Annotated in this window: 18 protein-coding genes; 9 read left to right on the top strand and 9 right to left on the bottom strand. The window is 65.1% G+C overall.

What is annotated here, in order from left to right:
* Positions 1 to 7: 7 nt before the first annotated feature.
* A complete protein-coding gene (locus QDT69_RS20755; protein WP_279708325.1) occupies positions 8 to 1,039 on the bottom strand; it encodes an alpha/beta fold hydrolase in 1,032 nt (343 codons plus the stop codon).
* 214 nt (positions 1,040 to 1,253) lie between these two features.
* Here QDT69_RS20755 and QDT69_RS20760 point away from each other — a divergent pair, with 214 nt between their 5' ends.
* The 7 genes from QDT69_RS20760 to QDT69_RS20790 all read left to right on the top strand — a co-directional run bounded on the left by QDT69_RS20760 (position 1,254) and on the right by QDT69_RS20790 (position 9,683).
* Positions 1,254 to 2,591 (top strand): MFS transporter, encoded by a 1,338-nt coding sequence (locus QDT69_RS20760; RefSeq protein ID WP_279708326.1) that lies wholly within the window; start codon positions 1,254 to 1,256, stop codon positions 2,589 to 2,591.
* A 343-nt stretch (positions 2,592 to 2,934) separates the two neighbouring features.
* Positions 2,935 to 3,840 carry a LysR substrate-binding domain-containing protein gene (locus tag QDT69_RS20765; protein ID WP_279708543.1) on the top strand — a complete coding sequence of 302 codons (906 nt, stop codon included), beginning with the start codon at positions 2,935 to 2,937 and terminating at the stop codon, positions 3,838 to 3,840.
* Positions 3,841 to 3,966: 126 nt separating this feature from the next.
* Positions 3,967 to 4,908, top strand: coding sequence for a 5-dehydro-4-deoxyglucarate dehydratase (kdgD, locus tag QDT69_RS20770; RefSeq protein WP_279708327.1), 942 nt, complete (start codon positions 3,967 to 3,969; stop codon positions 4,906 to 4,908).
* 31 nt (positions 4,909 to 4,939) lie between these two features.
* Positions 4,940 to 6,295: a glucarate dehydratase gene (gene gudD / locus QDT69_RS20775; protein ID WP_279708328.1), complete on the top strand. Its 1,356-nt coding sequence runs from the start codon at positions 4,940 to 4,942 to the stop codon at positions 6,293 to 6,295.
* Positions 6,296 to 6,317: 22 nt separating this feature from the next.
* Positions 6,318 to 7,766, top strand: coding sequence for an aldehyde dehydrogenase family protein (locus QDT69_RS20780; RefSeq protein WP_279708329.1), 1,449 nt, complete (start codon positions 6,318 to 6,320; stop codon positions 7,764 to 7,766).
* 107 nt (positions 7,767 to 7,873) lie between these two features.
* Positions 7,874 to 9,415, top strand: coding sequence for a galactarate dehydratase (garD, locus tag QDT69_RS20785; RefSeq protein ID WP_279708330.1), 1,542 nt, complete (start codon positions 7,874 to 7,876; stop codon positions 9,413 to 9,415).
* Between the two features lie 97 nt (positions 9,416 to 9,512).
* On the top strand, positions 9,513 to 9,683 hold the full coding sequence (locus QDT69_RS20790; protein WP_279708331.1) for a hypothetical protein: 171 nt from the start codon (positions 9,513 to 9,515) through the stop codon (positions 9,681 to 9,683).
* 42 nt (positions 9,684 to 9,725) lie between these two features.
* On the opposite strand, the gene QDT69_RS20795 is transcribed toward QDT69_RS20790, so the two are convergent.
* Both QDT69_RS20795 and QDT69_RS20800 read right to left on the bottom strand, forming a co-directional pair.
* A complete protein-coding gene (locus QDT69_RS20795; RefSeq protein WP_279708332.1) occupies positions 9,726 to 11,231 on the bottom strand; it encodes a CYTH and CHAD domain-containing protein in 1,506 nt (501 codons plus the stop codon).
* A gap of 96 nt (positions 11,232 to 11,327) precedes the next feature.
* Positions 11,328 to 11,585 (bottom strand): hypothetical protein, encoded by a 258-nt coding sequence (locus QDT69_RS20800; protein ID WP_347952052.1) that lies wholly within the window; start codon positions 11,583 to 11,585, stop codon positions 11,328 to 11,330.
* A 214-nt stretch (positions 11,586 to 11,799) separates the two neighbouring features.
* Between QDT69_RS20800 and QDT69_RS20805 the strand changes: the two genes are divergently transcribed.
* Positions 11,800 to 11,976, top strand: a complete 177-nt coding sequence (locus QDT69_RS20805) for a hypothetical protein (protein ID WP_168193390.1) — start codon at positions 11,800 to 11,802, stop codon at positions 11,974 to 11,976.
* 45 nt (positions 11,977 to 12,021) lie between these two features.
* Here the strand turns inward: QDT69_RS20805 and QDT69_RS20810 are convergent, their stop codons facing one another.
* From QDT69_RS20810 to leuC, 6 genes are read right to left on the bottom strand one after another with little or no spacing between them, the layout of a single operon-like run.
* On the bottom strand, positions 12,022 to 12,894 hold the full coding sequence (locus QDT69_RS20810; RefSeq protein WP_279708334.1) for an ABC transporter permease: 873 nt from the start codon (positions 12,892 to 12,894) through the stop codon (positions 12,022 to 12,024).
* The gene (locus QDT69_RS20815) at positions 12,891 to 13,724 is read right to left on the bottom strand and encodes an ABC transporter ATP-binding protein (RefSeq protein ID WP_279708335.1); all 834 of its coding nucleotides are present in this window, start codon (positions 13,722 to 13,724) and stop codon (positions 12,891 to 12,893) included. The genes QDT69_RS20810 and QDT69_RS20815 overlap by 4 nt, the downstream gene beginning before the upstream one ends.
* Positions 13,721 to 14,782, bottom strand: a complete 1,062-nt coding sequence (locus tag QDT69_RS20820) for an ABC transporter substrate-binding protein (RefSeq protein ID WP_279708336.1) — start codon at positions 14,780 to 14,782, stop codon at positions 13,721 to 13,723. The genes QDT69_RS20815 and QDT69_RS20820 overlap by 4 nt, the downstream gene beginning before the upstream one ends.
* Positions 14,782 to 15,915, bottom strand: coding sequence for a 3-isopropylmalate dehydrogenase (gene leuB / locus QDT69_RS20825; protein ID WP_279708337.1), 1,134 nt, complete (start codon positions 15,913 to 15,915; stop codon positions 14,782 to 14,784). Before leuB ends, QDT69_RS20820 begins: the two co-directional genes overlap by 1 nt.
* The gene (gene leuD / locus QDT69_RS20830) at positions 15,912 to 16,547 is read right to left on the bottom strand and encodes a 3-isopropylmalate dehydratase small subunit (protein WP_279708338.1); all 636 of its coding nucleotides are present in this window, start codon (positions 16,545 to 16,547) and stop codon (positions 15,912 to 15,914) included. Before leuD ends, leuB begins: the two co-directional genes overlap by 4 nt.
* 3 nt (positions 16,548 to 16,550) lie before the next feature.
* Complete coding sequence (gene leuC, locus QDT69_RS20835) at positions 16,551 to 17,954, bottom strand: 3-isopropylmalate dehydratase large subunit (protein WP_279708339.1); 1,404 nt, start codon at positions 17,952 to 17,954, stop codon at positions 16,551 to 16,553.
* Between the two features lie 145 nt (positions 17,955 to 18,099).
* Here leuC and QDT69_RS20840 point away from each other — a divergent pair, with 145 nt between their 5' ends.
* Entirely contained in the window at positions 18,100 to 18,879 is a 780-nt protein-coding gene (locus tag QDT69_RS20840; protein ID WP_279708340.1) for a helix-turn-helix domain-containing protein, read from the top strand.
* The last annotated feature ends 129 nt before the right edge of the window (positions 18,880 to 19,008 follow it).

Below are 19,008 nucleotides of genomic sequence, written 5' to 3' on the forward strand. Positions count from 1 at the left end.
TCACCTGTCAACGTTGCAGCAGCGCCGAGATCTCGGCGTTGATGAAGGCGCGGTCTTCGGCGTTGTTGATCGGATTGCCGGCGCGGTGGCCGTGGATGGAGGGGATCGGGTGCAGCGCCGCGGAGCGGGCATTGACCAGGCGGCCGAGTTCCTCCTCGTTGTCGCGCGGGTCGAAATAGCGGTCGGTACGGCCCGGCATCAGCAGCATGTGCGCCTTGATCGCCGCCAGCGCGCAATCGAAGTCGCCGCCGAATTCATCGCAGCGGCTGACGTCGCCGGCCTGCCAGATCGCGATTTGCGCCAGCAGATCGTTGGCATCACGCCGCGCGAAGGCGCCGTCCCACGATCCCGCGAGGTAGTCTTCCAATGAGTTGAAGCCGGCCTCGCGCCAGACTTCCCCGCGATAGAATTCATGCGACATCGCCCAGCCGGCATAGACGCGTCCCATTGCGCGCAGGCCCGCCGCCGGCTTGCTGACGAAGCGGCCATCCCGGTAAGCGGGATCGGCAGTCAAAGCGGCCTTCACGCCTTCGAGAAACACATAGTTGTAAGGCGAGCACCTCGCGCTGCCGCACACCACGGCTGCGCGCTCGACCATGTCGGGATAACGCGCAGCCCAGTGATAGGCCTGCATGCCGCCCATCGACCAGCCATAGACCAGCGCGAGCCTGGTCACGCCAAACCGCTCGACCAGCAGCCGCCGCTGGACGGCGACCGCATCATGATAGGTGAAGGCGGGAAACGGCGCACCGCCGAGCAACTCGGCCGAATTCGACGGCGAGGATGAGAGACCGTTGCCGAACAGGTTCGCAATGATGATGAAGTAACGCGCGGGATCGAGCGCACCGCCCGGCTGCACCAGCCAGTCGATGTCATCGTGCTGCGCAGCGAACGACGTCGGATAGAGGATGACGTTGTCCTTGGCCGCATTCAGCGTGCCGTAGGTCTTGTAGGCGAGCAGAAGCTGCGGAAACACCGCGCCGCCCTGCAAGGTTACCGAACCTGCCTCGAACACCTCGTAGTCGCGTGGCGTGGTCATCAGCATTCGACCTCGAACAGGTAGGCGCGACACTGCGCCCTCAATAACTGTACTAATAGTACACTAATTAGCAAGGCGATGCAAGGGCCGTAAAGGTGGAATGACACCGGGCCGATCCATTCAAAATCGGTATGGATCAATACCCGTTTGGGCTTGGACCCATTGTCGTCATCTCTCTAGGACAGACCCCGAGGAAATTTCCAAGGAGGCGCGAATGAGCGCAATTGTGTCCGCCACGGATGCGCGGCGATCCCGCGTCCGGCTGTTGATCGTGACGATGCTGTTTCTCGTCACCACCGTGAACTATGCCGATCGCGCCACGCTCTCGATCGCCGGCCCCGCCCTCTCCAAGGAATTGCATCTCGACCCGGTCGCGATGGGTTACGTGTTCTCTGCGTTCGGCTGGTCCTATGTGATCGCGCAGGTGCCTTGCGGCTGGCTGCTCGACCGCTTCGGTTCGAAATGGGTCTATGCGATCAGCATCATCGTGTGGTCGGTGCTCACCGCGATGCAGGGCATGGTCGGATTCCTGGCCGCGGGAACCGCGATCGTCGTGCTGTTCGCGCTGCGCTTCCTGGTCGGCATTGCCGAGGCGCCGTCATTCCCGGCCAATGCGCGCATCGTCGCGGCCTGGTTCCCCGGCAATGAGCGCGGCACCGCGTCGGCCTTCTTCAATTCGGGGCAGTATTTCGCGACCGTGATCTTCGCGCCGCTGATGGGCTGGATCGCGCATGAGCATGGCTGGAGCCACGTGTTCTACGTGATGGGCGGGCTCGGTATCATCATGGGGATCGTCTGGATCAAGACGATCTACGAGCCGAAGGACCATCCTGCGATCAACGAGACCGAGTTCGACTACATCAAGCAGGGCGGCGCCCTGGTCGACATGGACGCGGCGAAGGACGGCAAGGCGCGAGACAGCGGCCCGCGCTGGGATCACATCCGCCAGCTGCTCGCCAACCGCATGATGCTCGGCGTCTATATCGGCCAGTACTGCATCAACACGCTGACCTATTTCTTCCTGACCTGGTTCCCGGTCTATCTGGTGAAGGAGCGCGGGCTGTCGATCCTGCAGGCCGGCTTCGTCGCGACCTTGCCGGCGCTGTGCGGCTTCATCGGCGGCGTGCTCGGCGGCGTGATCTCGGATTACATCCTGCGCCGCACCGGCTCGCTGACCATGGCGCGCAAGATCCCGATCGTCGGCGGCATGCTGCTGTCGATGGTGATCATCGGCTGCAACTACGTCGACAGCCAGGCGCTGGTGATCGGCTTCATGGCGCTCGCCTTCTTCGGCAAGGGCATCGGCGCGCTCGGCTGGGCTGTGGTCTCCGACACCTCGCCGAAGGAAGCCGGCGGCGTGTCCGGCGGGCTGTTCAACACCTTCGGCAATCTGTCCTCGATCACGACGCCGATCATCATCGGCTACATCCTGGCCGCCACCGGCTCGTTCAACGGCGCGCTGGTGTTCGTCGGCGGCAACGCGCTTGTCGCGGCAATCGCCTATCTCTTCATCGTCGGCGAGATCAAGCGGGTGCAGCTGAAGGCGGCCTGATAATTAGCGGCTTCGCCCACGATGAAACCGGCCGCTCCGCGAGCTCGCTTCACCTCTCCCGCTTGCGGGGGAGGTCGCAGCGCATCGAAGATGCGATGCGGGTGGGGGCTCTCTCCACAGTACGACTCGTGGAGAGAGCCCCCACCCCACCCCTCCCCCGCAAGCGGGAGAGGGAGTAGAGCTCCCTCGCGGTCACATTCTAATCCAGCCCCGTCACCCTTTGCGTAACCTCAAACGGCGGCTTCGGCCGCCGTCTTTGTCTGCTTTTTGTCTTCTTGGCCAGTGGGAGGCATCGATGCTAGAACGTACAAATCCGCGATCGATCCATTCCGGGTTAGCATCGATGTTCGACCTGAGCCAGCTCCGCTGTTTCGTCACGGTGGCGGAAGAATTGCACTTCGGCCGCGCCGCCGCGCGGCTCAACATGACCCAACCGCCGCTGAGCCGGCAGATCCAGGTGCTCGAGCACATCATCGACGCGCCGCTGCTGGAACGCACCAGCCGTTCGGTGCGGCTGACCCCTGCGGGCCGCAGCTTCCTGCCGGAGGCGCGGCGTATCCTCAAGCTCGCGGAATCCGCCTCGCAGGTCGCACGCCGCATTGCGCTCGGCAAGACCGGCTCGCTCAAGATCGGCTTCACCGCGGCGGCCGCCTACGGCTTCCTGCCCGACCTGATCGCAGCCGCCCGCTCCCGCCTGCCTGAGGTCGACTTTTCGCTCAAGGAGATGGTCTCCGGCGATCAGTTCGAGGCGCTCACGACAGGCCAGATCGATGCCGGCCTGCTGCGCCCGCCGATCGCGCGGCCGGAATTCGCCAGCCGACGCGTCGTCGCCGAGCCGCTGCTCGCGGCGATCCCGAAGAAGCATCCGCTGGCTGCAGCCGAGACGATCAGCATCAAGGATTTCGACGACCAGCCCTTCGTGATGTATTCGCCCTATGAGGCGCGCTACTTCCACGACCTCCTGGTGTCGATGTTCACCCGCGCCGACGTGCTGCCGCGCTATGTGCAGCATCTCAGCCAGATCCACTCGATCCTCGCGATGGTGCGCGCCGGGCTCGGCGTCGCGATCGTGCCGGAGGCCGCCGCCAGCCTGAAGATCGCGGACGTCAAGCTGAAGCCGCTGAAGCTGCGCACGCAGGTGCCGGTCGAGCTGTTCATGGTGTGGCGGCGCGATCACGAGAACCAGCTGCTGCCGTCATTGATCGAGATCGCAACCGAAATCGCGGCGCCGCAGCTGCGCGGCGATTGATGCAGAGTTAGCATCGCTCGATACCGCGTTTGGCTTGGACGCGCATCGAACCATTCCCTAGAAACTCCGCCATGGACGCGCGCTGCTCGCGCATCCCTATCCCAACAGCATTCAAGGAGTGGCGCCATGAGCAAGATGACCCCTCGGGAGATGGCCGCGAGAATCGGCGGCGGCCTCCTGTCTTTTCCCGTGACCCCGTTCAACGCGGATTACTCGTTCGACGAGGCGACCTATCGCGCCAACATGGACTGGCTGTGCGGCTATGACGTCGCCGGCCTGTTCGCAGCCGGCGGCACCGGCGAATTCTTCTCGCTGACCCCAACTGAAGTTCCGCACGTCGTGAAGATCGCGGTCGAGGAGACCAAGGGCCGCGTTCCCGTGCTGGCCGGCACCGGTTACGGCACCGCGATCGCGCGCGAGATCGCCGTTGGCGCCGAGAAAGCCGGCGCCGATGGCCTCTTGCTGCTGCCGCCCTATCTCACGCATGCCGAGCAGGACGGCCTCGCCGCGCATGTCGAGGCGGTGTGTTCGTCGGTGAAGATCGGCGTCATCGTCTACAACCGCGACAATGCGATCCTGCAGCCCGACACGCTGGCGCGGCTCTGCGAGCGCTGCCCGAACCTCGTCGGCTACAAGGACGGCATCGGCGACATCGAGCTGATGACCCGCGTCTACACCAGGCTCGGCGATCGCCTGACCTATATCGGCGGCCTGCCGACCGCGGAAACTTTTGCGCTGCCCTATCTCGACATGGGCGTCACGACCTATTCGTCGGCGGTGTTCAACTTCGTGCCGGAATTCGCCACCCAATTCTACGCCGCGGTGCGCCGGCGCGATCATCAGACCATCCATGCAGGCCTGAAGGATTTCATCCTGCCGCTGATCGCGATACGCAACCGCAAGAAGGGTTATGCGGTGTCGATCATCAAGGCCGGCATGAAGGTGATCGGCCGCGATTCCGGCCCGGTGCGGCCGCCGCTCACCGATCTCACCGAGCAGGAGATCGCCGAGCTCGCGGCACTGGTGGCGAAGCTGCCGCAGGCCGCCGCGCAGCAGGCGGCAGAATAAGCTGAACGGCAAAGAACGAAGGGAGGAGCAGATGATTCAAGACACGATCCGCAGCGGCTTTGCCGGCGCCCCCGTCGTCACGGCGATGGAGGTGATCCCGGTCGCCGGCCGCGACGGCATGCTCCTCAATCTGAGCGGCGCGCACGCGCCGTTCTTCACCCGCAACCTCGTCATCCTCACCGACAACTCCGGCCACACCGGCGTCGGCGAGGTGCCGGGCGGCGAGAAGATCAAGAAGACGCTCGAGGATGCCCGCGACCTCGTCGTCGGCCAGACCATCGGCGCCTGCAACAACATCCTGGCGTCGATGCGCCAGACCTTCGCCGACCGCGACGCCGGCGGCCGCGGCAAGCAGACCTTTGACCTGCGCGTCACCATCCATGCGGTCACCGCGGTGGAGTCAGCGCTGCTCGATCTGCTCGGCCAGCATCTCAATCTGCCGGTCGCAGCGCTGCTCGGCGAAGGCCAGCAGCGCGCCGATGTCGAGACGCTCGGCTATCTCTTCTTCGTCGGCGACCGCAGGAAGACCAGCCTTCCCTATGTCGAGGGCGAGACCGGCAAGCCCGACTGGTTCGATCTGCGCCATCAGGTTGCGATGACGCCGGAGGCGATCGTGCAGCTCGCCGAAGCCACGCAAGCGCATTACGGCTTCGCCGATTTCAAGCTCAAGGGCGGCGTGCTCGCGGGCGAAGCGGAGATCGAGGCCGTCACCGCCATTGCAAAGCGTTTCCCGAAGGCACGTGTCACGCTCGACCCGAACGGCGCCTGGTCGCTGGATGAAGCGATCCGGCTCTGCAGCAACACGCATGGCGTGCTCGCCTATGCCGAGGATCCCTGCGGCGCCGAGGCCGGCTTCTCCGGCCGCGAGATCATGGCCGAGTTCCGCCGCGCTACCGGGCTGCCGACCGCGACCAACATGATCGCGACCGATTGGCGCCAGCTCTCCCACGCGCTGCGGCTCGGGGCGGTCGACATCCCGCTCGCCGATCCGCATTTCTGGACCATGCAGGGCTCGGTGCGGGTGGCGCAGACCTGCCGCGACAACGGGCTGACCTGGGGCTCGCACTCCAACAACCATTTCGATATTTCGCTGGCGATGTTCACCCATGTCGGCGCCGCGGCGCCCGGCAAGGTGACCGCGATCGACACCCACTGGATCTGGCAGGATGGCCAGGCGTTGACCAAGGAGCCGCTGCAGATCAAGGGCGGCAAGATCGCGATCCCGGATCGGCCGGGCCTCGGCATCGAGATCGATCGCGGTGCCATTGCGGCCGCGAACGCGCTATACAAGCAGCATGGTCTCGGCGCCCGCGACGACGCGCTGGCCATGCAGTTCCTGATCCCGGGCTGGACCTTCGACGACAAGCGTCCCTGCCTCGTGCGCTAACAACAAAAGGTTGGAGAGAACAATGACCGCTCACCAGAAGAACTTCATCGCCGGCGAATGGGTCGACGGAACCAGCATCACGCGGGACATCAACCCCTCCAACACCAAGGACGTGGTCGGCGAATACGCCAAGGCCGACAAGGCGCAGACCGAAAAGGCGATCGCCGCCGCAAAGGCCGCCTTCCCGGCCTGGGCGCGCGCGACGCCGCAGGAGCGCTTTGACGCGCTGACCCAGATCTCGGTCGAAATCCTCGCCCGCAAGGAAGAGCTCGGCCGCCTGCTGGCGCGCGAGGAAGGCAAGACGCTCCCCGAGGGCATCGGCGAGGTGGCGCGCGCGGGGCAGATCTTTGCGTTCTTCGCCGGCGAGGCGCTGCGGCTGATGGGCGAGAAGGGCGCATCGGTGCGTCCGGGTCTCGACGTCGAGATCACCCGCGAGCCGGTCGGCGTCGTCGGCATGATCACGCCCTGGAATTTCCCGATCGCGATCCCGGCCTGGAAGATCGCCCCGGCGCTCTGCTACGGCAACACCGTGGTGTTCAAGCCGGCCGAGCTGGTGCCGGGCTCTGCGCATGCGCTGTCCGAGATCATCGCGCGCTCCGGCATTCCGGCTGGCGTCTTCAACCTCGTTCTCGGCTCGGGCTCGGTGGTCGGCCAGACGCTCCTGGATCATCCTGACGTTGCCGCGATCTCCTTCACCGGCTCGGTGCAGACCGGCCGCAAGATCGCGCAGGCCTGCGTGCTCTCCAACCCGATGAAGAAGTTCCAGCTCGAAATGGGCGGCAAGAACCCGCTGGTCGTGCTCGACGACGCCGACGTCAAGGTCGCGGTCGAGGTCGCCGTCAACGGCGCCTATTTCTCGACCGGCCAGCGCTGCACGGCGTCGTCGCGCCTGATCGTCACCGCAGGCATTCACGACCGCTTCGTCGATGCGATGACCGAGCGGATGAAGGGCCTGTCGGTGGACGACGCGCTGAAGAGCGGCGTGCATGTCGGCCCGGTCGTCGACCAGAGCCAGCTCGACCAGGACCTCCGCTACATCAAGATCGGTCAGGATGAAGGCGCCCGCCTGCACTGGGGCGGCGAGCTGTTGAACCGCGAGACGCCCGGCTTCTATCTACAGCCGGCGCTGTTCACCGGGGCGAGCAATCAGATGCGCATCGCCCGCGAGGAGATCTTCGGCCCGGTCGCCTGCGTGATCCGCGCCAAGGATTATGAGGAGGCGCTCGCGATCTCCAACGACACCGAGTTCGGCCTCGCCTCGGGCATCTGCACCACAAGCCTGAAATACGCCTCGCACTACAAGCGCAACAGCGAGGCCGGCATGGTGATGGTCAACCTGCCAACCGCCGGCGTCGACTACCACGTGCCGTTCGGCGGCCGCAAAGGCTCGAGCTACGGCGCGCGCGAACAGGGCGCCTATGCCCGCGAGTTCTACACCACGGTGAAGACCGCCTATACGTTCCCGGGCTGAGATGCGTAGGGTGGGTTAGCGTCAGCGTAACCCACCATCGGCACCGCACACGAAACGCGGCGGGTTACGCCTTCGGCTAACCCGCCCTACAGACTTCCGGAGCCCTCATGGACCAGTCGATCGGCGCGCAGGAGCAGCCCCGCTACATCAAGCTCAACGCGCGCGACAATGTCGCGATCGTGGTGAATGATTTCGGCCTGCCGGCCGGCTCCCGCTTCGCCTGCGGCCTCACGCTGCGCGCCTTCGTGCCGCAGGGCCACAAGACTGCGCTCGATGACATCGCCGAGGGCGCGCCGATCATCCGCTATGGCGAGGTGATCGGCCATGCGCTGTCGCCGATCCTGGCCGGCGAGTGGGTCGACGAGGCGCGCATCCGCATGCCCGACGCGCCGCCGCTCGATCAGCTCGAGATCGCGACCGCGGTGCCGCCGGCGATGCCGCCGCTCGAAGGTTTTACGTTCGAAGGCTACCGCAATCCCGACGGTTCGGTGGGAACGAAGAATATCCTCGGCATCTCCTCATCCGTGCAATGCGTCAAGGGCACGATGGAATATGCAGTCAAGCGCATCCGCGCCGAGCTGCTGCCGAAATATCCCAATGTCGACGACGTCGTGCCGCTGACCCATGCCTATGGTTGCGGCGTCGCGATCACGGCGCCCGATGCTGTGGTGCCGATCCGCACCCTGCAGAACCTCGCGCTCAATCCGAATTTCGGCGGCGAGATCCTCGTCGTCGGGCTCGGCTGCGAGAAGCTCGCGCCGGAACGGCTCGTGCCGGAGGGCATCAGCGATGCCATCGTGCGGATGCAGGATGAAGCCTTTGACGGCTTCGGCGCCATCGTCGATGCGATCATGACGCAAGCCGAGGCCCGGCTGAAGGTGCTCAACACCCGCAAGCGCGAGACCTGCCCGGCCGCCGATCTCGTGATCGGCTTGCAATGCGGCGGCAGCGATGCGTTCTCCGGCGTCACCGCCAATCCCGCCGTCGGCTTCGCTGCCGACCTCCTGGTGCGATCAGGCGCGACCGTGATGTTCTCGGAAGTCACCGAGGTGCGCGATGCGATCCAGCTTCTCACCCGCCGCGCGGTCAACGAGGATGTCGGCCGCGCGCTGATCCGCGAGATGGCCTGGTACGACGCCTATCTCGCCCGCGGCGGCGCCGACCGCAGCGCCAACACCACGCCGGGCAACAAGAAGGGCGGCCTCGCCAACATCGTCGAGAAATCCCTGGGCTCGATCGTCAAGTCGGGCTCCGGCCCGATCGCGGGCGTGCTGTCGCCGGGCGAGAAGGCACGGCAGAAGGGCATGCTGTTCGCCGCGACGCCGGCCAGCGACTTCATCTGCGGCACGTTGCAGCTCGCCTCCGGCATGACCTTGCAGGTGTTCACCACCGGCCGCGGCACGCCCTACGGCCTTGCCGCCGCGCCTGTCATCAAGGTCGCGACCCGCAGCGAGCTGGCGCGGCGCTGGAAGGACCTGATCGATTTCGACGCCGGCTGCATCGCGACCGGCGAGAAGACCATCGAGGAGACCGGCTGGGACCTGTTCCACCTGATCCTCGACGTCGCGAGCGGGCGCACCAAGCCGTGGTCGGACAAGTGGGGCATCCACAACGACCTGACGCTGTTCAACCCGGCGCCGGTGACTTAAGCGCACCCAGATCCCGGATTAACCGCCTGTTAGCCACGTCCTCACTGGCCGGGGAACGTCGCAATTCGATTCAAATTGTCTGGGCATGGAGGCAGCCGTGAGCCGGACATTCGACGATCTCAAGGACAAGGCCGACCGCGCTGAGCGGCTGGTACGCACGGGTTTGGACCCGCTGACCGCCGAGCGGCTGCGGGCATTCGCCGAGGAATGCCGCCGTCAGATGGCAGCGACCGAGCAGGACGAGCGCGGCGCACCACACGCGGCGTGACACATCGCGTCATACGAAAGCCGCGACGAGACGGTGCATGCCCTAAAACGGCTTCAGTCCGCGCACTTCCTGCGCGGCGATCTTGATCAGCGGCTTGACCGCCTGCTCCTCGCGGCCAAGCACCACGCCGGATGCGAATGCACGGTCGCGTTCCCTGCGATGCGGCGCCTTGAGCGCAGCGTCGACCGCCAGCTTGCGATGCGCGACGAAATCGTTGAGCGAACCGAGCCCATCCTGGATCCGCTTCAGCTGCTTTGACAGCCGCTTGAGCTGCTTCCGCTCGTGCTTACCCGCGAACAGACTCTCAAAGAAGTCGATGGCGTATCTGATCTTCTTGGCCCTGATGCGCACCTTGTGCCGCTGCCGGGCCGCCAGTTCGTCGATATGGCGGCCGTCCTTGCGCAGCTTCCTGATCCGGCGATGCAGCAGCGCGGCGGCGAACTCGCCGATCGGGCCGCCTTCGTCCTCGACCGCGATCGTCTGCTTTGCTTCGATCCACTGCATGGTATCGATCAGCATCGACCGGTAATGCTGCGAATCGACCGCCTGCCTCGCGCGCGCGAATGCCCGGTCGCGGCGGACGGAGAATTCCTGCCGGATCGCCCTGCCGCCTCGTCGCAACAGCGCATCATGCGACGCAGGCTCGATATCTTCCTTGACGAACACGTCCAACTCGCGTGCCGGCGCGAGCGCGCTGGTCAGCCACTTCAACTGCGTCTTGACCTCTTCGGTCGAAGCCTTCGGCAGGATCTTCGAGAACAACGAGATCGCGGCGCGCAGCCGCCGCAGGCCGACCCGCATCTGGTGAACACCTTCGTGCTCTCCCTCGCGGACCGCATCCGTATTCGAAGAGAAGTGCCGGAACGTTGAACGCGCGATTACCCGAAAGGCCTCGCCTGCCGTGAACTCGGAATCAAGCATGACCCTCTCGGCGGAGACGGAGCCATGCTGATCATGATCTGCCAGTTCATACCCACGCTCGGCCTTCGAGCAGAGATCGAGTTCAGCGCCGGACCGCCGCTCCAGCGCCCTGGCGACCCGGAACAGATCGAGCACCCGCCCGCTCTTCAGCTCGAGCTCGACCTCCCGGATCGGACGGTACCGAAGGCCAGCTGTCGTGCGACCGCGATCGATGGCAAGCTCGATCTCGCTGCGCTTGGTCCGAAGCGGCACTGTGATGCGCTGCACCGATGTCTCGAACACCGGCTTCAGCTTGCGGCGCAGCCTGCCCGACGCGAGCTCCTCGAGCGGCGTGCCCTCGGCCTTTTCGAGGTCGAATGCGTCATCCCTGAGCTCGCTCTCCCATTCACCTCGCGCAAACTGTCGACCCGCGCCGGACTTGATCGTCTGAACATAGTCGTGGCCATCATAGCGCACGCGCAGTGTCAGCCCATGCCGTTTCAGCTTGTGCTTCGCGGTATCAAAATAGGTTGAGACGAGATCGCTCGTTGACGGTTCGCCGGTCTTGGCGCCGGCGATCCGCGGCTTCTCCAGCGCCTTGAGCTTGCGCCCGGGAACGCGAAATTTGAGCTCTGTCTCGGCAGCCATTGCCTCTCCACGGATAACCCATCGCGATCACGCGACGAGCAAAAGTCCGCCGCGACGGGATCGCAGCGGACTTTTGACCACACGCCCGTTCAACTATTAGTCGTCGTCGTCGTGAATCACGGTCTTGCTGCGATCGCCGAACTCATCCCGCGTCTTGATGACCGTGGTCCGGTCGCTGCGCGGTTCACGCTCCCTGATCACCGTGGTACGGTCACGATCGCGGTCGCGATACTCGGGGGCCCGGCCCACCGTCACGCCGGCGCCAACCGGACCTACGCGGACACCGACATCGTCGGCGAACACAGGCGATGCGATCGCGGTCACCGTGGCCGCGGCGAGCAGATACTTCCTTATGACGTCTCTTCTCCAGTTTCGACGTGAAGAACGAACGCTGGCTGCGACCATACCGTTCCTATGCTGGCTGTGCTGCATATGCTCACGCGCAAATACGGAACATCGCGCGGGAACTCGCTGAACAGACATTCACGTGTGTGGCGAAATGCTCATGTTCCACGCGTTGAATAGCCTGATTTGATGTCCCACGTCCTCACTAACAGGAGGACGTTCCATGAAGCAATCACAGCACTTCCTCGACAATGCCGAGAACTGCGCGCAGCTTGCCGAGCGCGCCGACGACGAGCCGACCTACAACCGCTTCAAGCGCATGGAAGCGGCCTGGCGCGCCCTGGCAGTTGAACAGGATTGGCTCGACGGCGAGACCTCGCCGGCGCAAACCGCAGCGTGAACCGGAGGCCTGTGGCGGCGGATGCGACGCCGTCACGGCCCTCGTCTATTCGGCGCTGCGTTGCCGCTGCCAGCGCAGCAGATAGGCCTGCAGCCGCCAGATGATCGCCGACAGCACGACGCCGACCAGCATCAGCACCACGACAGCTACCATCATGCCGGATGCCTCGCCGCGGGCCTCCGACTCGATGATCAGTCGGCCGATGCCGCGCTCGGCGCCGATGAACTCGCCGACGATGACGCCGATCAGCGCAAACGAGATCGCAGGCGTCAGCGAGGCGAACACCCAGGCCATGGTCGAGGGGATCACCACCGTGCGGGTGATCTGCCATTCGCTGGCGCCGAGCAGCCGCGCGGCGTTGGTGAAACCCTCGTCGATCGAACGCGCGCCCTCGAAGGTGTTGAAGAACACCAGGAACACGACGACGATCCAGGACGTCACGATCTTCGACATGTCGCCGATCCCGAACGCCAGCACGATGATCGGCGCCAGCGCGATCCGCGGGATCGAATTCACCGCGGTGATGAAGGGCTGAAAGATTGCGCTGAGCCGATCGGAGCGCCCAAGGATCAGCCCCGCGACGAAGCCAGAGACCACGCCGGTGACGAAGCCGAAGAAAGTGTTCTTCAGCGTGATCGCCGTTGCCGCCCAGAGATTGTTCTCGTTGCGCGCAAGGCATTTGCCGAAATCGCCGTTGAACCAGCTGTTGAACGCACCGAGCTTCGAGGTCAGGCAGCTCTGGATCAGGAAATTGTCTGATATCATCGACGGCTTCGAGATGAAATACGGATCGAGCAGGTCGGGCACCAGCCATGGCAGCTTGGTGCGCAGATCGTAGCCCCATTGCCACACCGACAGCACCACGGCGCAGATCAGGACCTGCCAGCCGACCGTCCCGAGCGTGCTGTACTTCTTCATGTGCTGCGGCCCTTGACGAATTCCTCGCCAAGCGAATGCCAGATGTGCTGGAACAGCTCGGCATAATGCGGGGTCTCGCGCACCTTGACCGCATCGCGCGGGCGGTCGAAATCGACCGTGAACATATCCTTGATGCGGCCCGGTCGCGCCGAGAACAGGATGATGCGGTCGGCGAGCGTGAGCGCCTCGCCGAGATCGTGGGTCACGAACAGCACGGTCTGCTGCTCGCGCTCCCAGATCCGCAGCAGCACCTCGTGCATGTCGATCTTGGTGTGGGTGTCGAGCGCACCGAACGGCTCATCCATCAACAGGATCCGAGGCTCGACGATCAGGGTCCGCATCAGTGCCGCGCGCTGCCGCATGCCGCCCGACAATGCCGACGGATAGGCGTTCTCAAATCCCTTGAGCCCGGCCTGCGCGACGCATTCCGCGATGCGCTCTTTCCGTTCGTGCGCGGGCGCGCCTGACAGCTCCAGCCCATAGCCGATATTGTCGCCGACGGTCCGCCACGGAAACAGCGTGTCGCGCTGGAAGACGTAGCCGACATTGGGTGTCGCCTTGCCGGCGACGACGCGCTTGCCGTCGATCAGGATCTCGCCGCCCGTGGGGCGGATCAGCGAGGCGATCATGTTGAGCACGGTGCTCTTGCCGGAGCCCGACGGCCCGAGCAGCGCGACGAACTCGCCGCGGCGGACGTCGAAGCTGACGTCGCGCACCGCCTCGATCGTGGTTTTGGCGAGCTGGAACGACTTGCTCAAGCCCTTGACCTCGACGCGGCGCTCGGCCGAGGCGCGCGGCGATGTGGTGACGCTCGTCTCGAGCGCGCTCAACCCGGATAGGCCTTTCGCGCCGCGTCGATAAGGTTGGAGTTGACCACGTCTGCGATCTTGAGCGGCTTGATGCCGGTCATCTCGCGGAACCAGACCTTCTCGCCGCGCGCGAAGCTCGCCGCGTCGACCGAGCCCTCATAGTCAGCGACTTTCTGGATCGCGGTGATCTCGAGCAGATTGGCGTCGCGCGAGGTGCTGCCGACATAGGGCTCGATGGCGTCGTAGACCTCGGCCGGCTTGTGCGCCTTGATCCATTGCGACGCGCGCCACAGCGCGGTGACGTAGGCCTGCATCTTGGCCGGGTCCTTGTCGATGGTGGCCTGCAATGTGAAATGCGCGGTCACCGGCACCTTGCCGCCGATATGCTTGTTCCAGATCGCCTCATCGGTGCCGTCGAACAGCAATTCGCCCCAGCCCTGCTGCTGCGCCTCGTTCAACAGCGACAGCGAGCTGACGAGGATGTCGACCTGCTTCGACTTCAGCGACCCCAGCATGGTGTCGACATTGCCGGTGCCGATCCAGGTCACCTTGTCGTCCAGCCCCATGGTTTCCATGTAGTAGGACGCCCAGACATGATTGGTGCCGCCGAGCGAGGAGACCGAGACGATCGGCTTGCGGCCGTCGGGCCGCTTCCACTGCGTGAACGCCTCCAGCGAGTTGATGCCCTGGTCCTTCAAATCCTTGCGCAGGATGAACATCACCGAGTTCGACCGTGTGTCGACCGGCAGAAGCACGCGCGCGGCGCGGCCGTGATTAGTCAGCTGCATCGGGTGGGTGACGTCGCCGATGCCGATGTCACCCTGCGACGATGCGATGATCTCGCGGGTCTTCACACCGCTGCCGCCCTGCACCAGCTTGCAGTCGAGCCCGGCCTCCTTGAAGTAGCCGATGCGGTCAGCGACAAATTGCGTCTGATAGACCGGCACCGCAACCGGATAGATTGCGCGGCCCGGGGTCGCCTGCGCCCATCCACGCCCGTTCACCAGCGCGGCACCGCCGGCGGCGATCACCGTCAGAGCCGATCGCCGCGAAATCTGAGGCGTGGTCAGGCGCGCCATTACGCGTGCTCCTTGGCCGAGATCTTGTCCAGCGCGTTGAGCACCGCATCGCCCATCTGGACGGTCGACAGCCTCTTCGCACCGGCTTCCGCAATGTCGGCCGTTCGGGCGCCGGAGGCAAGTGCGGTCTGCACCGCTCGCTCCAGCAAATCGGCGTCCGCGGGGCGGTTCAAGGTCAGGCGCAGCAGCATCGCGACGCTGAGGATCGAGCCGAGCGGATTGGCGACGCCATTGCCCGCGATGTCGGGCGCGCTGCCATGCACCGGCTCGTACAGCGCCTTGCGCCGGCCGAAGCGATCGACCGGGCCGAGCGAGGCCGACGGCAACATGCCGAGCGAGCCCGAGGCCATCGCCGCACAGTCGGACAGGATGTCGCCGAAGATGTTGCCGGTCACCATCACGTCGAACTGCCGCGGCTCGCGCACGATCTGCATCGCGGCGTTGTCGACATAGAGATGGGTCAGCTCGACGTCGGAGAACTCCTCCTTGTGCAGGGCGATCACCTCCTCGCGCCAGACCACGCTGGTCTCCAGCACATTGGCCTTGTCGACCGAGCAGACCTTGTTGCGCCGGGTCCGCGCCAGCTCGAACGCCGAGCGCGCCACGCGGCGAATCTGGTTGGTGGTGTATTGTTCGGTGTTGAAACCGCGGCGCTGGCCGTCGGGCAAGGTCTCGATGCCGCGCGGCTCGCCGAAATAGATGCCGCTGGTCAGTTCACGGATGATGACGAAGTCGACGCCTTCGAGCACCTCGGCTTTCAGCGGCGCGGACGCCGACAGCGCCGGGCTCGCCATGATCGGACGCAGATTGGCGTAGAGATCGTATTTGCTGCGCAGCCCCAGCAGGCTGCCGGCCTTGCGCGCAGCCGCCGGCACTTCGGTGGTCTCCGGTCCGCCGGTCGCGCCCCACAGGATGGCGTCGGCCTCGTCCATCGCCTCTGCGGTGTCCTCGGGCAGCACCTTGCCGGTCGCCAGATACGGGATCAGGCCGTATTGCGCCTCGCGCAAGGTCATCGGCACGTTACGCTTGGCCGCGAACCAGTCGAGCACGCGGCGCGACTGCGCGGTGACCTCGGGGCCGATGCCCTCGCCGCCGACCACGGCGACCTTGATCATGTTGGATTGCGTGCTCATGCTGATATCCTTGTCGAATGAATCCAGGGCCGCGCGGTGCGGTCGGAAGCCTGGAAGGCGTGGATCTCGTCGTCGCGTTGCAGGGTCAGCGCCACCTCGTCGAGCCCCTTCAACAGCCCGTCGCGCCGCCGCGGATCCATCTCGAACGAATGCCGCGCGCCCGACGGCGACACGATAGTTTGCGCTTCCAGGTCGATCGAGACCTTGCCGGCGCCCTGTGTCGCCTCGATGTCGGCGGCAAGCTGATCCACCACCGCCTTGTCGACGATGACAGGCAGGATTCCATTCTGAAAGCAGTTGGCGAAGAAGATGTCGCCGAAGCCAGAGCCGATGACGGCGCGGATGCCGCGCTCCTGCAGCGACCACACCGCGCCCTCGCGCGACGAGCCGCAGCCGAAATTCGGTCCCGTCACCAGGATCTCCGCCTCCCGGTACGGCTCGCGATTCAGGATGAAATCCGGATTCTCGGAGCCATCGGGCAAATAGCGCAGCGAGCCGAACGCCCATTTGCCGAGCGTGCCGCGGATCGAATTGCCGACCAGCCGCTCGATGCGGATGATTACGTCGGTATCGATATTGCTGCGCATGATCGGCGCGGCGGTTGCGGTGAGCTTGTCGAACGGTTTCGGCATCGTCTAGCGCCCCATCATCCTGACGTCGGCGATCGCGCCGGCGATGGCCGAGGCCGCCGCGCTCGCGGGGCTCGCCAGATGCGTCCGCGCGCGTGGCCCTTGCCGGCCGACGAAGTTGCGGTTCGAGGTCGAGACCGAGCGCTGCCCCGGCGCCACCACCTCGCCATTGGCGGCAAGGCACATCGAGCAGCCCGGCTCGCGCCACTCGAAGCCGGCGTCGATGAAGATCTTGTCGAGCCCTTCGGCGACCGCCTCGCGCTTGACGTTCTCCGAGCCGGGCACCACCCAGGCGCGGACACCTGCGGCGACCTTGCGGCCGCGCGCGACCTCGGCCGCGGCGCGCAGGTCGCTTAAGCGGCTGTTGGTGCAGGAGCCGATGAACACCCAGTCGACCGGCGTGCCGGCGATCGGCGCGCCGCCTTGCAGGCCCATATACTCCAGCGCGGTCTCGACCGCCGCGCGCCGTGCGGGATCGTCGATCGCCTTCGGGTCGGGAATGACGCCGTCGACGCCGACGACATGTTCGGGGCTGATGCCCCAGGTCACCTGCGGGATGATCTTCTCGACATCGATCACGACCTCGCGGTCGAACACGGCGTCGGGATCGCTCGGCAATTCGCGCCACGCCTTGACCGCGCGATCCCACATCTCGCCCTGTGGCGCATAGGGACGGCCGCGCAGGAATTCGAAGGTCTTCTCGTCCGGCGCCACCATGCCCATCTTCGCGCCGAGCTCGATCGAGAGGTTGCAGATCGTGAGCCTTCCCTCGATCGGCAGCGCGCGGATCGCACTCCCCGCATATTCGACGGCGTAGCCGGTGCCGCCGGCTGCGCCGATCTGCCCGATCAGCGCCAGAATCATGTCCTTGGCAGTGACGCCGAGCGGCAGCTTGCCTTCGAAGCGCGCGCGCAGCGTCTTCGGACGGCGCTGGATCAGCGCCTGCGTCGCCAGCACATGGGTGAGTTCGCTCGATCCGATGCCGAAGGCGAGCGCCCCCAAGCCGCCATGGGTGCAGGTGTGGCTGTCGCCGCAGACGATCGTCGCGCCGGGCAGGCTCAGGCCGAGTTCGGGTCCGATGACGTGAACGATGCCCTGGCCGGGCTGATCGACATCGAACAGCGTGATGCCGCTCGCCGCGGTCTCGACCCGCAGCGCGGCGAGCAATTCCTGTCCGATCTTGCTGGTCCCGGCGCGGCCGGGCGCCGTCGACAGCGCGTGATCGGGCGTCGCGAATGTCAGTTCGGGATTGTGAACCTTGAGGCCACGGCTCTTGAGATCGAGCAGGCCGCGCGAGCCGCCGAGATCGTGCAGCAGATGGCGATCGATATGAAGGAGATCAGTGTCCTCGCTCAAACGGGCAATGACATGCTGGTCCCAGATCTTCTCGAGCAAACTTCGGCCGGGCATCCGCCTTCCCCTGCTCTCTGCGTTTCCATGCGACTTGATCTAATTGGCGCCAATCTGTGCCAAAGTTGTCGTCAAGTGAAGCAGTTTGGGCCTAACATCACATATGTGATGGAGGCGCGGTACCTGCCCCGCCGCGGAGACTGCCATGCCGAACGCGAATAAGACGGCGATTGTCAAATCGGCCATGCGGGTGTTCGCAGTTCTGGAGTTCTTTCGGGAAACCAAGCGGGCTGCTTCCGTGACTGAAATAGCTTCCGCGCTGGCGATGCCCCAATCGAGCACGTCAGTGTTGCTCCGCACTCTCGTTGAATTGAACTACCTCGAATACGAGCGAAAGACGCGGCGCTTCATCCCTAGCTACCGGGTCAATCTGCTGGGTGATTGGATCCGTCGTTCTCCGTTCCGTGACAAGAAGCTCACCGATCTGATGGAGGAACTCTGGACCGCAACCGGCGGCGAAACCGTCATGCTTGGGCAACAGGCCGGTGCCGCCGGGATGCAATATCTGCACGTTGTCCCCGGCGGCTCTCAGCTTCAGTACACTGCACATGCCGGTCAAATACGACCGATGGTTCGGACCGCGCTCGGACACGTGCTGCTGAGCCAAATGCCGAACACCAAGATTCGCGGCATCATCCGCCGCAACAACGCCGAGGAGCCGAACCAGCCGGCGCGCGTCCGCGAAGCGGCCTTTCTCGAGGAGGTCGAGCGCATTCGCCGTCGCGGCTTTTCCGAGTCAGGCGGCCGTACGACGCCGGGCGCAAGCACAATAGGCATGCTTGTTCCCCTGCCAAAGCGCCGCGCTCCGCTCGCGATCGGCATCGGCGGACCAATCGAACGGATTGCGGCAAAGCGCGCGCATATCATTGAAGTCATGCAGAGCCGGCTGAAAGCACTGACCGGCGAAGCCAGGTCGGACGCTTGACGCATCGTGCGGATGACAGAACCGTAGCCCGGATGCAGCGAAGCGAAATCCGGGGCTGGTCTCTCCGCTGAGGGACCGCCCCAGGATTTCGCTTTCGCTCCATCCAGGCTACGAATACCCGGGCTTGCC

The sequence above is a fragment of the Bradyrhizobium sp. CER78 genome, from assembly GCF_029846235.1.
Classification (GTDB): Bacteria; Pseudomonadota; Alphaproteobacteria; order Rhizobiales; family Xanthobacteraceae; genus Bradyrhizobium.

Bases quoted from the DNA above. Each gene is read 5' to 3' on its own strand.
- leuD (WP_279708338.1), bottom strand. From the start codon at position 16,547: ATGCCGAAACCGTTCGACAAGCTCACCGCAACCGCCGCGCCGATCATG.
- QDT69_RS20780 (WP_279708329.1), top strand. From the start codon at position 6,318: ATGACCGCTCACCAGAAGAACTTCATCGCCGGCGAATGGGTCGACGGA.
- QDT69_RS20820 (WP_279708336.1), bottom strand. From the start codon at position 14,782: ATGGCGCGCCTGACCACGCCTCAGATTTCGCGGCGATCGGCTCTGACG.
- gudD (WP_279708328.1), top strand. From the start codon at position 4,940: ATGATTCAAGACACGATCCGCAGCGGCTTTGCCGGCGCCCCCGTCGTC.
- QDT69_RS20810 (WP_279708334.1), bottom strand. From the start codon at position 12,894: ATGAAGAAGTACAGCACGCTCGGGACGGTCGGCTGGCAGGTCCTGATC.
- QDT69_RS20805 (WP_168193390.1), top strand. From the start codon at position 11,800: ATGAAGCAATCACAGCACTTCCTCGACAATGCCGAGAACTGCGCGCAG.
- leuB (WP_279708337.1), bottom strand. From the start codon at position 15,915: ATGAGCACGCAATCCAACATGATCAAGGTCGCCGTGGTCGGCGGCGAG.
- garD (WP_279708330.1), top strand. From the start codon at position 7,874: ATGGACCAGTCGATCGGCGCGCAGGAGCAGCCCCGCTACATCAAGCTC.
- leuC (WP_279708339.1), bottom strand. From the start codon at position 17,954: ATGCCCGGCCGAAGTTTGCTCGAGAAGATCTGGGACCAGCATGTCATT.
- QDT69_RS20760 (WP_279708326.1), top strand. From the start codon at position 1,254: ATGAGCGCAATTGTGTCCGCCACGGATGCGCGGCGATCCCGCGTCCGG.
- QDT69_RS20755 (WP_279708325.1), bottom strand. From the start codon at position 1,039: ATGACCACGCCACGCGACTACGAGGTGTTCGAGGCAGGTTCGGTAACC.
- QDT69_RS20840 (WP_279708340.1), top strand. From the start codon at position 18,100: ATGCCGAACGCGAATAAGACGGCGATTGTCAAATCGGCCATGCGGGTG.
- QDT69_RS20765 (WP_279708543.1), top strand. From the start codon at position 2,935: ATGTTCGACCTGAGCCAGCTCCGCTGTTTCGTCACGGTGGCGGAAGAA.
- QDT69_RS20795 (WP_279708332.1), bottom strand. From the start codon at position 11,231: ATGGCTGCCGAGACAGAGCTCAAATTTCGCGTTCCCGGGCGCAAGCTC.
- kdgD (WP_279708327.1), top strand. From the start codon at position 3,967: ATGAGCAAGATGACCCCTCGGGAGATGGCCGCGAGAATCGGCGGCGGC.